This window comes from Chitinophaga fulva, from assembly GCF_012927205.1.
Lineage (GTDB): Bacteria > Bacteroidota > Bacteroidia > Chitinophagales > Chitinophagaceae > Chitinophaga > Chitinophaga fulva.
Genome location: NZ_JABBGC010000002.1, coordinates 152,901 through 165,095 on the forward strand (window position 1 = coordinate 152,901; position 12,195 = coordinate 165,095).

A 12,195-nucleotide genomic window follows, 5' to 3' on the forward strand; every position below is an offset into this window, starting at 1 on the left:
GCGGTCTGTCGACAGAAAGCTCCTGACTGCAGGTGTACAGTCATCAAAGACCACCGTAAACTTTCAGGCATGTGTTTTTGCCTGTTGGGCAGGAGAAAACTCCATTTGGGGAACTGATGTGCTGACTATGCCTAATTTGTAGTAGCTTGTTGTCCTATGAATCTTCTGGAAAGGCTTCATCTATTCCACCGGAAACACCAGGTGTGGGCTCATATTTGCTTCTGGCTGGCGGTATTGTTTTTCTCTACCGGCGAACGTAACTATTTTTACCGGGAAGACTGGTTCTCTTTTAAAACCTATTGCTACAACGGGCTTACGTTGATCACGCAGGTCCTCACGTCCTACTTACTGGCCTATCTCATTATGCCGATGGTATTGCTGAAAAGGCAGTATCTGTCTGCGGGAGCGCTTTTTATTTTGGGTATGTATGTCATCTGTGTGCTGGCCAGAGGGATCACGGTTTACCTGCAGGAGCCATTGTCCGGCACGGCTCCCAAGGCCAGTGAAACGCCGGTGGAAATTTTGACCAATCTGTCGAAATTATGGCACGTCTATTTTTTTCGCAACTTTTCGGTGGCTATTGTGTTCCTCTTCCTGAAACTGTTGAAAGACCATGAGGCTGTCCGGCAACAATCATTGCTGATGGAAAAAGCAAAGGCTGCGGCCGAGCTGCGAGTGCTCAAAAATCAGCTGCAACCACATTTCCTTTTTAATACGCTCAATAACATCTACGCGTTATCATTGGCCAACAGCCCTAAAACAGCGGAGTCTGTCAGCCGGCTGTCAGATATGCTCGATTATATCCTTTATAAATGTGACCGGCCATTTGTGCTGTTATCAGAAGAAACGATGCTGTTAAAAAATTATATTGCATTGCAACAGCTGCGATACGATAAAAAGCTGGAAGTCAATATCGAGATTACTGAAACGGAACCGGTACAGGTGGCCCCCATGTTGTTGCTGACGCTGGTGGAGAACGCATTTAAACACGGAGTGGCAGGGCCGGACGGAAAGAAAAGGATCGATATCAATATCTCCGCTTCCTTGTCAGGACTGCGCTGCCGGGTACAAAATACATTCGATATCACCGGAGTCGGTAACCATCATGCCATTGGCCTGCAAAATATGCGGCAACAACTGGCGTTGATTTATCCTGATAAATATCGCCTGGAGACAACCACCACGTCAGGTATTTTTACGGTAACCCTTACGCTTGCATGATGAAAACAAAATGTCTGCTGGTAGACGATGAACCGCTGGCTATCTCATTGCTGCAAAGACATCTGGAAAAACTGGATTCCTTTGAGGTAACAGATACCTGTGACGATGCCGTCAAAGCATTGGAACTGCTGGGGACCCGGCAGTATGACCTGCTGTTCCTGGATATTGAAATGCCGCAATTGTCAGGCCTTTCATTATTAAAAACCTTAAAGCAGGCACCCAGCGTGATCATTACGACCGCCTATCGTGAGTTTGCCCTGGATGGCTACGATCTGGATGTGGTAGACTATCTGCTGAAACCTATTACCTTTGATCGTTTTTTGCGGGCTATTGAGCGTTACATGCGTGTTGCAGGAAAACAACTGTCAGATGTATTGGCTTCCAGCGATAAAAATTATGTCTACCTGAAGTCAGCACATAAGTTTTTTAAACTGCACACAGATGAAATTCTGTACATGGAAAGCCGGAAAGATTATCTCTGTGTGTATACCAAAGATCAGCAAATCATGGTCAAACAAAGGATTAGTGATATGGAAAATATGTGGCGGGACAAGGGCTTTCTGAGGGTACACCGTTCTTTCATGGTCAATATTGTTAACATTACGGCCTTCACAACTACTGATGTCGAAATGGGGAATTTTATGGTGCCTATCGGTAGTAGCTATAAGGAACACATTTTCCGGATATTACAGGCCGACCGCTATCAGGGATAAAAAACAGCCGTTCCCTTTCATAGGAACGGCTGCTGAAAATACTACTGTAACAAAGAAGCGAGCTTTTTCTCTAAAGCTTCTCCGCGGAGATTTTTACCGACGATTTTACCATCGGGGCCAATCAGGAAGTTGGCCGGAATACCCTGTACACCGTACATTTTGGCGGCTTCGTTTTTCCATCCTTTCAGATCAGATACCTGTGTCCACTGCAGCTTGTCGTCATGGATGGCCTGCATCCAGAATGACTTGCCGTTTTCATTGTCCAGGGATACGCCCAGTATGGTGAAGTTCTTGTCCTTGAATTTATGGAAGGCAGCTACCACGTTAGGGTTCTCCTGGCGGCAGGGACCGCACCAGCTGGCCCAGAAGTCCACCAGTACATATTTACCGCGGAAATCTTTCAGTGCTACCGGATTGCCCAGGGTATCGTTCTGGGTGAACTCCGGCGCTGCTACACCAATGGCGGTCCTGCGCTGGCTTTCTAATTGACCGGCAAAATGTTCGCCGGCTTTGCTTTTGCGTACGGCAGGTGACAGCAGTTTGAATACCGGCTCCACTACTACCGGGTCCGGATCATAACCGGCCCATTCGGTCAGGGCATCGAGGCTGACAGCCGTATTGGGATGTGATTTGATAAAGGTGGTCACCACTTTTTGCTGTGCGGCGGCTATCGCTTTGTTATCAGCCTGGTATTGCTGTTTGAAAGCTTCCTGCTCACGTTCGGCTACCGGCGTGGCGTAGTATTGCTGGCTGAGTGCATCGGAGCGTTTGTTAACGTCGCGGGAAGCGGCTTTATACTGCTGATGCACGGTATTGGCTGCGCCGCCTTTCACGGTGGCGTTAGCGATGGAGTCTGCACTCTCTACGCGGATATTGCCCTGCTCCAGGTAAAACACGAGGCGATTGGCGGTGAAGGAGGAGGAGAGGGTGTTGCCGGTAAAAAGGAATGCTCTCGCGGGGATATCAGTCTTACCGGTAAAAGTAAAGCTGCCGTTGTTGATGGCGACAGAGTCAATAACCCGGCCTTTGCTGTTGCTGCTGTACAGGTAAGCTTTCTCGAATTTGTTCTCTTTGCTGATGCTGCCATTGATCGTGTAAGGACCTTCCTGGGCGAATGCCAGGACGGGCAGTAAACAGGCAGTTGTCAATGCTAATGTTCTCATGTAATCGTTGGTTTATGCTGATGTTGATGTATGAACGGGAGTATTAGTTGCCCAGTTTCTCCCGGTAGTGGTTACCGGTTGCCTGAATGTCCCAGTCGTAACTTTTGAAGAAACGGATGATCACTTCATACTTACGGGCACGGGCCGGACTGTTGTCCAGGTATTTGGCTTTGATGTTGGCATAGGATTCTGTGGCCAGTAAACGCACCCATTCACCGAAGTCATTGTCGAAAGATGAACTACCGAGAGAGGTGATAAAACCGCCGTTAAGGGCTATCTGGTCCATGGCCTTGTCACGGGCGTCGAGGTCTCTGTCTTTCTCGTATTGTTTGAATACCAGTTCCCTGGCCGCACCGTTGTCATAGGCCTTACCGGCCAGTACAAACTCAGTGATCGGTGCATCAAAACGCAACGCGGACATGTTGCCCAGGTAGCCCCATATGCTACGGGCCAGCACAGAGTCCTGGTAATAGTGGTTAACAGGATCGGTAACAGGTAATGCGCCATACATATGATTAGGCCAGCAGGTGATCAGGCGGCTGCGGCCCAGGTCCTTGATATTTATGTCGAAAAATGGGGCACTATAAGTCTTTACAAAGAAGAGCTCCAGCGGGAAATACCGCTTGGCGAATTTTTCGGACACATTGGAGAGTAATGTTTGCGCATAGGTCGTCACAGCGGCGCGCTGATCGGCGTCTATTTTGGTGGCGCCCCAGCGGTTGTTGACATCAGCAGCCAGTATGCCGTTGGTTACTTCTTTCCAGTCCTTAAAGTCCGTTCGTACCCAAACACCGTATTTGTTGTACAGGTCTTTGATTTCGGCGGGGGCGTCGGCAGGTGGTGTAAACTGTTGCTGAATGCCAGGTTCGGGTGTAAAACCTGGTTGTTCTTCTTTGGAGCATCCCATACAGCAGGCTGCCAGGGCAAGCAGGGAAACATATATCGGTTTCATGTATTGTCTCATTTTATGTTATGATCAGGGATTTAAAGGGATAGAAGGACTGTTGTTGATCTCTGACAGTGGCAATTGCAGGAGATAACGGTTGTCATTTTGTTTTATCTCGTAGATCTGCCCGTTTTTATAGACGTGAGAGAGGGCCGGTTTACCCAGTCTTCTGAGGTCCATCCAGCGAAGACCACCTTCAAAGGCCGTTTCTACGCGACGTTCCTCGAGAACACGGCTCAATAAAGTCTCGTCTGTAAAGTCAGCGGCTTTCAACGGTACAAATTCCCCTTTCCGTATACGGCGTACCAATAACGTGTTGAGATCAGCGATGGCTTTGTCTTTCTGCTTTAACCTCACATAGGCTTCTGCCCGTATTACATAACACTCGCTCACTTTCAGGCCGATATAATAGCAGGGCTTGTCCTGTTTGGAGTACATATTGTACAACGTAGGGCCGTTCAGTTTACCATCTGTGGTATTCAGGTCTGCAAAAGTGGAAAAGATATAACGGCGGTAGTCACTGCCTCCGGTGGGACGGTTGCATAATGCCAGCAACTCCAGTGATGGCCTGAACACAGCATTGCTATGATAATAGATATTCATATTGGCCGTACCGCCGGTAAAAAACAGTACCTCGTTTTTATAGTCTCCTGCATCGATAAAACCTGTGTTAAGGGCAAATGCGCGGGCATTTCCTTCACTTTCAATATAGGTCTGCATATTATTCATGTCAGACAAAGGCTTGTTCACGATCACATCGGTGGCGGCAGCAATGGCTTTGTCATAGTCACCCATAAAGAGGTATACACGTGCCCGCAAAGCCTGTACGGCGCTGGCATCCATGCGGAAAACATTGCGGGCCTTTTTGCCGGCCAGTAATCCGGAGGCTTGCTCAAGGTCGGAGAGGATTTGTGCGTATACCTTTCCTAACGGTTCGCGTACATTGTTTTGTGTGTTCTGGTGAACATCTTTGGCACTGAGCGGCATCGGCACACCGTAAGCCTGAGTGGTAGCGGGACTGTAAGGCTCCGCATAAAAGTTTACCAGGTAAAAATAACACCAGGCACGCAAGGCATAGGCTTCTCCCTTCACCGTTTCATACAACTCCTTCTCATTGAGCTCCGGCTGACGGTCGTTAAAATTGTCCAATACTGTATTGGCGTAATAGATAGAAGTGTACAGCTGCCCCCAGTAAGGATCTAATTCTCCGCCATCAGGTTGTTTGGATGGAGACCAGGAAAACCAAAGCTCCAGTTCCTTCTGCGGAGAAGCGACGATGTTCAGGTTGGCGGTCATGTTGTCGGTCATCAACTCCGTTTTCATAAAATAATCCACACGGGGATAACCACCCACCAAAACAGATTCGTAGTCTGATATGCTTACCGGCATCATCCGGTTGACCGGTTTGATGTCCAGCATTTTGTTACAGCTGGTGAAGACCAGGGAAAACAATAACAGGGGCGTCAGATATCTAAATTTCATGATGTCAACTGTTTTTAAAACTGTAAGGAAAATGAAAGAGAATAGGAACGTGGCAGCGGCAGATAAGTATTGCCGAAAGACACGTTGGCATTGCTGGTACGATCATATTTCATCACCGAGCCGGTTGCTTCCGGGTCCTGGCCTTTCAGTTCACTGTTCTTCCATACATGCAGGTTGTTACCCTGTATCATGAAGCGCATGTTCTGAATACCGCTCTTACGCAGGCGTGCATTGTATAAGTCGTAGCTGAGTGAAAGGTTCTGCAAGCGTACAAAATCACCTTTGACAGTCCTCAGGTCGCTGTTGTTATACATAACAGCATTGTAGGGCGATGCATCGGCCAGCCCCGGAACACTGTTGTCTGATTCCAGTTTTGGGATGTTGGTGTTCAGTTCATCGCCTGGTTTCTGCCAGCGGTTAACCCATTCGGAAGACATGTTCTGGGTAGTTTCCGGGAAGACGAATGTATTGTTGGAGCCGATATTACGCAGGCGGATCACGTTACCGAAACTGCCGATGAACAATGCGGACAACGTAAATCTTTTATAGGAAAACGTATTGGTGAAACCACCCTGCACGGTTGGCATGGTAGAGCCGGAATACACGAGGCCGTTGATGTTACGCATACCGTTGAGCACTGTTTCACCGGGTTTGGCTGTATAGAAGGTGGCACGGCCATCTTTGTTCAGGCCAGCATAACGGTAAGACCAGAGACCGTTGACAGGTTTGCCCACAACGGCTGAAGCGGCATAGTTGGAGCGTTGTGCATTGGTCAGGCCATCAACGGAAGGAAGGGAGTATACGTCCAGTACTTCGTTTTTATTGTAGCCCGCGTTGATATTGGTAGACCAACGAAAATCCTTTGTATCGATATTGATCGTGCTTAAAGAGAATTCCAGCCCGGTATTTTTCATCGATGCCCAGTTCACCTGCAGGGTACTGAACCCGGAAACCTGTGATACACGCTTGCTGCCCAGCAGGTCCACACCTTTTTTATGGTACCATTCCACAGTGGCCATTACCCGGCGTTTCCACAATCCTATCTCCAGGGCTACGTTGGCAGTATAGTTTTTCTCCCATTTCAGGTTGGGGTTCCTGGGTGCGTCTATCACAAGATAGTTGTCTGTGTTGGCCAGATCAGGTTTGCCGATCGTCGCTACCAGGTCAGAATAGGCCTGGGAGGCAACGTTACCCTGGCTGCCATAGGAAGCGCGAAGCGTCAGATAACTCAACCAGTCTTTGTTGGCGAAGAAGTCTTCTTCTTTCATCTGGTAGTTGGCGCCTACTGCCCACAGCGGCTGGAACAGCTGGTTCGTACGAAGGCCAAAACGGTTGGAACCATCGGTACGTGCGTTGAAGCTAACAGTATAGCGGTTTTTGTAGGTATACCCTGTTGTACCAAAGTAAGAAACCGCCGCACTCTGGTTCAGGCTTTCTGACCAGTATGGCCGGCCCATTTGCTTCATCAGGTCAAACTGCGGCATCTGCTGACGGCCACGGTCATGTACATAGCCGTATATCTCGGTCATCTCGTCTTCATATTTGGACGTACGTATTTCCTGTCCGGCCATCACATCAAAACGGTGATTGGCGTTCAGCACGGGCATAAACGACACCTGATTACGGAGCGTAAGTGATTTGTTATTGTTGTTCCTGCCTTTACGGTAGCCACCTTCTTTCCACAGGGGTACTGCAACAGAGTTGACAATGTTGGTGACGTCACGCTGCCTGCTTTTTACAAAGTAGCTGTTTTCGGTGCTCACGTCTTCGTCAGTGGTATTCTGATTGGTGAAAGAAAAAAGGCTGCCGAAGATGAGGGAATTGATAGGTTTCCACTCAATGTCTACCGTGCCGCGGATACTGAAGTTTTGTGAGTTACGCCAGCCATAGTCGCGGTTTTCGAGGAAGTTGTATTTGATACCGTTGTAATAGAGATAGTTGTACTGTCCTTTTTCGTCATAGGCATTCTGCGCGCGGGTGGTATAAATAGCCCATTCAAACGGGTTCTCGCGGGAGTCAGTGGCAAAGAAGCTGCTGTTGTCGCGGCGGTTGAGGTCCAGCATACCGCCTACACGAAGGGTAGGATGCAGCTTGGTATATACCTTTACGGAGCCGGTGTAGGTCTTCATCCCTGTCTGCAGCGCGGTAGCCTGTTCGTCCATGTAGCTGCCGGAGAGATAGAAAGTAGTCTTCTCGTTACCTCCGGAGATGTTCAGGTTCTGGCGATGGGTAAACGAATTACGGAAGAGGTATTCAAACCAGTTGGTGTTGACCTGTTCCAGCTGATTCACTCTTTTCTCAAAATCGGCCCAGCTCATTTTATGATCATGTACATCTATCAGGGCACGCTCGAAATCGGTAGCGGTGCCATAGTCGCCCGCGCGGGGAGAAGTGGCGGTCAATACGCCGCGGCGCATCATTTCCAGGTTTACGCCGGTCCGCTCTTTAGAGTTCATCATATAAGCATCCTCAATTTTGGGACGCATGCCCACGGTCGCAAAGCTGCTGAAATTGATACGGGTTTTACCGGCCGTTCCTTTTTTGGAGGTCAGCACAATAACCCCATTGGCGGCCTTGGTACCATAAATAGCTGTAGCTGCGGCGTCTTTCAGCACGTTGATGGATTCAATGTCTTCCACGTTGATACCACCAATACCGGAGGCGATCAGGTTGCGGTTGGTCATGATGTCATCAACAGAGGCGTTGATAGGATCATCGAGGATGATACCATCTACTACCCACAACGGCTGGGTGTTACCACTTAAGGTAGAGGTACCGCGGATACGTATCTGCGGCATGGCGCCGGGAGCGCCGGAAGTGCTCATTACCACCATACCGGGCACCTGGCCCTGCAACAGCTTGTCGATATTAGGCTGATTGATGGTTTTGAGATTCTCTGTTTTGAGAGAAGTGATAGAGGAGGTGAGGGAGCGCCGTTCCACTTTCTGGTAACCGGTGACTACGATCTCACTCATGCTTTTGTCTTGCTGTCTGAGTACTACATTGATCACTGTTCTGCCGTTGATCGGCTCTTCGTGGTTGCTGTAACCAATGAAGGAAAACACGAGTGTGGTGGCATCATCGGCGGCCTGTATGTACCATGCGCCTTGTTCATTGCTGATGGTGCCGCCATTGGTGCCTTTTATTTTGACAGTTACGCCAATAAGGGGAAGCCCCTTTTCGTCCCGGACGGTACCGTTGATCCGCTGGAGGACAGGAGCAGCAGCTACTACCGGCTTAGGTTTGATCAGGATCGTATTATTCTCTTCGATGCTGTAGGTAATAGGCTGGTTACTGGTAATATGGTCCAGCGCTTCTTTCAGCGGTACGTCTGTCATCTGTGCAGACACGGCATGCGTGTTTTTCAGTGTTTCGTTACTGTACAGAAACAGGTAGCCGGTTTGTTGGCGGATGGTGCTGAATAGCTGCTGTACGGAGGCATTCCGCTCCGTTAATGTCACTTTCTGGGAATATACCCGGGCGCTTACTTGCAGGCAAAAGGCGAGCAACAGCATTCCTGTAAGTTTCATCATTAATAACACTTTTTTTAGTCGGTTCCGGGCAGACAGGCTGGTGGTGGGATCTGACGGAATTTTGGTTGTTGGTATTGGTATACAACGGGGCAATAAACCCCCTTGGGAGAATAAACTTTCTCTCATATCTTCGTGTCGTTTGGATTTACGATGATGGTTTGTAATAAATCATGATCCTGCCTGGCCATGGAATACGAGCCGGCGTCAGGCAATGTAGATCTTCATGTACCGGGAACGCGCCAACGTTTCCGGTTTTTTAATGGTGGCTGTTTTTAGGTCGCGGTTTGTATTAATTTAATATCATGGTGTGGCCCTCCCTGCCGTTTTTTATTCCAGGATGATGATCATATCTTTTGCCTGATGTCCCTGTCCGGCCCTGACAAGCCTGAAACGGGCCTGGCCGGTTTGTTCCAGCATATGTATTACTTTGGACAACGGCTGGTTTCTGGCGATCTGCCCGGTGTAGTGTATGTCGGGCTTCGCTTCATATTTTACTTCGATGTCATACCAGCGTTCCAGGCAACGCATTACTGTTGCCAGGTCGGCGTTGTCGAATAGGAACAGCCCGTTCTTCCAGGCGATAACATCGGGCGCAAAAGTGCGCGTTACGCTAAGTTGCTGGCTGCCGGTATGGGCCGCGATGGCCTGCTGGCCCGGCTCCAGCATCACGCTGGCATCTTTTCCGGGTGTGTTCACTTTCACCCGGCCGCTGACTAATGTGGTGACGGTATTTGCTTCATCTGCATAGGCATTGATATTGAAACTGGTGCCCAGTACATGAATCTCCTGCGCAGTTGTTTTTACCCGGAAAGGCTGTGTGGCGTTGGCAGCCACTTCAAAATAAGCCTCTCCCTGCAGTTCTACGGTCCTGTCAGTCCCGCTGAAAGCAGTGGGATAACGCAGCGCAGAAGCGGTGTTGAGCCATACAACGGTGCCATCGGGCAGTATTACCCGGAACTGACCGCCACGAGGGGTGGTCAGCGTATTATAGCTGGTAACGGCGTCGGGCGACTGTACGCTGTATTGCAGCTGCCCGCCGGATTGACGGATAGTGGTCTGCTGCTGACCAATGACTTGCTGGCCGCTGCTGTCCAATGCTACGGTGCTGCCATCGGCCAGCGTCAGCACGGCTTTATTGCTGCCGGGAGCTTTGTCGGCCAATGGCGCCACCACCTCATGGCGGGGCCGGGTGAGCAGCCATGTGCTGCTGCCTAATAACAACAGCCCCGCGGCTGCGACCCACCAGCTGCGGCGTAGGTAACGAACGACGGACGAAGAGGCCGGCTTCCCGGTAATATGCTGTAAAGTGGCCTGTATGGCTTTCTCTGGCATAGTGGCTGTTCCGCTGGTGGTACGGAACAACTGATCGATTTTTGTATGTAAGGCTGTTTCATGTTCAGGCTGCTGCACCAGCGTGTCAAACTCCCGGAGCTCCTCGGGCGTAGCCTGACCGGCAGCATACCTGCTAAATAAATAATCCAGTCGATTTTGGTCCATATAAGCTGTAAGCGGGCGTAAATAGTAGGTGGTACGGTCCCGTTATCTATAAAGACCCCGGGAGAAGAGTGGGTGGGGGGTGTCCCCCAAAAAAAAATTTAATTAAGGGAATGCAGGCTCCAGATAAAGATCACCTCTGCCCCGATCAGGAAGGCATCATGGGATTCGAGAAAGCCACGGATATTTTTAACGGCCAGGGAAAGATGCTCTTTTACCGTGTCCGGACGGATCTGCATGCGGGCGGCGATCTCCTCGCGTTTCAGCCCTTCCTCCCGGCTCAGGCGCCATGCTGTCTGCTGCCGTACGGGCAACTGGCTCACGGCCTTGTTCACCAACTCATGGTAGTTGCGGTAAATGATGTGCTCATCGGTTTCGTTGGAAACAGGCAGCGGAAGTTCGAGCGTGTCCAGTATCACTTTCAGCCGGGTACTGCGCCGCAGGGCTTTGTAGGCATCGTTACGGGCAATGATGAACAACCACGAAGGGATGTCCATGATTTCAGGCAGCTGCGCCTGTTGTTTCCATACTTTCAGGAAAACATCCTGCACCAGCTCTTCCGCCACGGATTCCGTCTGCGTCAGCATCAGTCCTACTTCGTAAATTTTCTGGTAATGGTGACGGAAAAAGACAGCAAACGCGGACTCATCACCTTTGGCTATACGGGCAACGATCTCCCTTTCATTATATTGACTGCCCTTCATCAGTTAAAAGTATGTCCCCTGGCTCACAATAGTTGGTATGGCTGGTTTGGGCGCTAAAGTATCAAAATCTTTTTAAAAACCCAAACACCGGCCCTTTCAGGGCATTTGCCAAACTTTAAGTAGCTTTAAGGATGGACAATATGTTTGTACAGGAACTAGACGGCAGACCACTCACTATAGCAGATATGCCCAGACTGATGGCGCTACAGTACGGCCATTTTACGGCTATGCAGGTAAGACAACGACAGGTGAAAGGATTACGCCTTCACCTGGAAAGGCTGGCCAGCAGCAGCCGGCAGCTGTTTGGCTGCCAGTTGCCGGAACAACATATTATCGATTGTCTGCATCAGATCACACAGGAACAGGAGTCCTGTTCGCTGCGGGTGAATATTTTTACGGTTGCCTTCGGCCAACCGGTCATCCGGGAAAAAGACCTGCAGGTGCTGATCACCAAAACACCGGCGGTGGAACCGGCAGCACATCCGCTGAAAGTAAAATCTGCCCGCTTTAAACGCCTGCTGCCGGAAATCAAATACAGCGGCATCGTTTCAGGAATTCTGGCTTACCGCCGTAAGGCTATGGCGGCCGGTTTCGATGATGTGATCTATATCGATGAGCAGCAACATATCTCAGAAGGCGCTATCTGGAACGTCGGCTTTTATGACGGACAAAGTATTGTGTTGCCTGCTACGCCTGCATTACCGGGCATTATGGTACAGCTGCTTTCGGATAGCCTGTGGACCAACGGGATGGCGGTCATCCACCGGAACATATCACTGTCACAGTTACACGAATATAAAAGCGTGTTTTATACCAATTCTGTTAACCATCGGGGGATGATTACGCAGATAGACCAACATATGTTTGAACACAGCAATGATACGTTGTCTGACATACTGGAACGGGCCTACGAAGCGGTACCCTGGGATAACCTGTAAA

The 12,195-nt window shown here is 49.7% G+C and carries 9 protein-coding genes; 3 read left to right on the forward strand and 6 right to left on the reverse strand.

Annotated features, from left to right (window positions below; all coding sequences use genetic code 11):
* The first annotated feature begins 156 nt into the window (after window positions 1–156).
* Together HHL17_RS17340 and HHL17_RS17345 are read left to right on the forward strand one after the other, a co-directional pair.
* A complete protein-coding gene (locus HHL17_RS17340) occupies window positions 157–1,221 on the forward strand; it encodes a sensor histidine kinase (RefSeq protein ID WP_169226102.1) in 1,065 nt (354 codons plus the stop codon).
* The gene (locus tag HHL17_RS17345; protein ID WP_206156068.1) at window positions 1,218–1,934 is read left to right on the forward strand and encodes a LytR/AlgR family response regulator transcription factor; all 717 of its coding nucleotides are present in this window, start codon (window positions 1,218–1,220) and stop codon (window positions 1,932–1,934) included. Before HHL17_RS17340 ends, HHL17_RS17345 begins: the two co-directional genes overlap by 4 nt.
* 41 nt (window positions 1,935–1,975) lie before the next feature.
* On the opposite strand, the gene HHL17_RS17350 is transcribed toward HHL17_RS17345, so the two are convergent.
* From HHL17_RS17350 to HHL17_RS17375, 6 genes are all read right to left on the reverse strand, one after another.
* Window positions 1,976–3,097 (reverse strand): TlpA disulfide reductase family protein, encoded by a 1,122-nt coding sequence (locus HHL17_RS17350; protein WP_169226103.1) that lies wholly within the window; start codon window positions 3,095–3,097, stop codon window positions 1,976–1,978.
* Window positions 3,098–3,140: 43 nt separating this feature from the next.
* Entirely contained in the window at window positions 3,141–4,049 is a 909-nt protein-coding gene (locus HHL17_RS17355) for a hypothetical protein (protein ID WP_169226104.1), read from the reverse strand.
* A gap of 24 nt (window positions 4,050–4,073) precedes the next feature.
* Window positions 4,074–5,525, reverse strand: coding sequence for a RagB/SusD family nutrient uptake outer membrane protein (locus HHL17_RS17360; RefSeq protein ID WP_169226105.1), 1,452 nt, complete (start codon window positions 5,523–5,525; stop codon window positions 4,074–4,076).
* Between the two features lie 14 nt (window positions 5,526–5,539).
* Window positions 5,540–9,058 carry a SusC/RagA family TonB-linked outer membrane protein gene (locus HHL17_RS17365; RefSeq protein WP_169226106.1) on the reverse strand — a complete coding sequence of 1,173 codons (3,519 nt, stop codon included), beginning with the start codon at window positions 9,056–9,058 and terminating at the stop codon, window positions 5,540–5,542.
* Between the two features lie 327 nt (window positions 9,059–9,385).
* Entirely contained in the window at window positions 9,386–10,555 is a 1,170-nt protein-coding gene (locus HHL17_RS17370) for a FecR family protein (protein WP_169226107.1), read from the reverse strand.
* 98 nt (window positions 10,556–10,653) lie between these two features.
* Window positions 10,654–11,256: an RNA polymerase sigma factor gene (locus HHL17_RS17375; RefSeq protein ID WP_169226108.1), complete on the reverse strand. Its 603-nt coding sequence runs from the start codon at window positions 11,254–11,256 to the stop codon at window positions 10,654–10,656.
* A gap of 131 nt (window positions 11,257–11,387) precedes the next feature.
* Here HHL17_RS17375 and HHL17_RS17380 point away from each other — a divergent pair, with 131 nt between their 5' ends.
* Complete coding sequence (locus tag HHL17_RS17380) at window positions 11,388–12,194, forward strand: aminotransferase class IV (protein WP_169226109.1); 807 nt, start codon at window positions 11,388–11,390, stop codon at window positions 12,192–12,194.
* Window position 12,195: the final 1 nt, after the last annotated feature.

Excerpts from the sequence above, each read along its gene's own strand:
- HHL17_RS17370 (WP_169226107.1), bottom strand. The coding sequence starts at position 10,555 with ATGGACCAAAATCGACTGGATTATTTATTTAGCAGGTATGCTGCCGGT.
- HHL17_RS17375 (WP_169226108.1), bottom strand. The coding sequence starts at position 11,256 with ATGAAGGGCAGTCAATATAATGAAAGGGAGATCGTTGCCCGTATAGCC.
- HHL17_RS17380 (WP_169226109.1), top strand. The coding sequence starts at position 11,388 with ATGGACAATATGTTTGTACAGGAACTAGACGGCAGACCACTCACTATA.
- HHL17_RS17345 (WP_206156068.1), top strand. The coding sequence starts at position 1,218 with ATGATGAAAACAAAATGTCTGCTGGTAGACGATGAACCGCTGGCTATC.
- HHL17_RS17350 (WP_169226103.1), bottom strand. The coding sequence starts at position 3,097 with ATGAGAACATTAGCATTGACAACTGCCTGTTTACTGCCCGTCCTGGCA.
- HHL17_RS17365 (WP_169226106.1), bottom strand. The coding sequence starts at position 9,058 with ATGATGAAACTTACAGGAATGCTGTTGCTCGCCTTTTGCCTGCAAGTA.
- HHL17_RS17355 (WP_169226104.1), bottom strand. The coding sequence starts at position 4,049 with ATGAAACCGATATATGTTTCCCTGCTTGCCCTGGCAGCCTGCTGTATG.
- HHL17_RS17340 (WP_169226102.1), top strand. The coding sequence starts at position 157 with ATGAATCTTCTGGAAAGGCTTCATCTATTCCACCGGAAACACCAGGTG.
- HHL17_RS17360 (WP_169226105.1), bottom strand. The coding sequence starts at position 5,525 with ATGAAATTTAGATATCTGACGCCCCTGTTATTGTTTTCCCTGGTCTTC.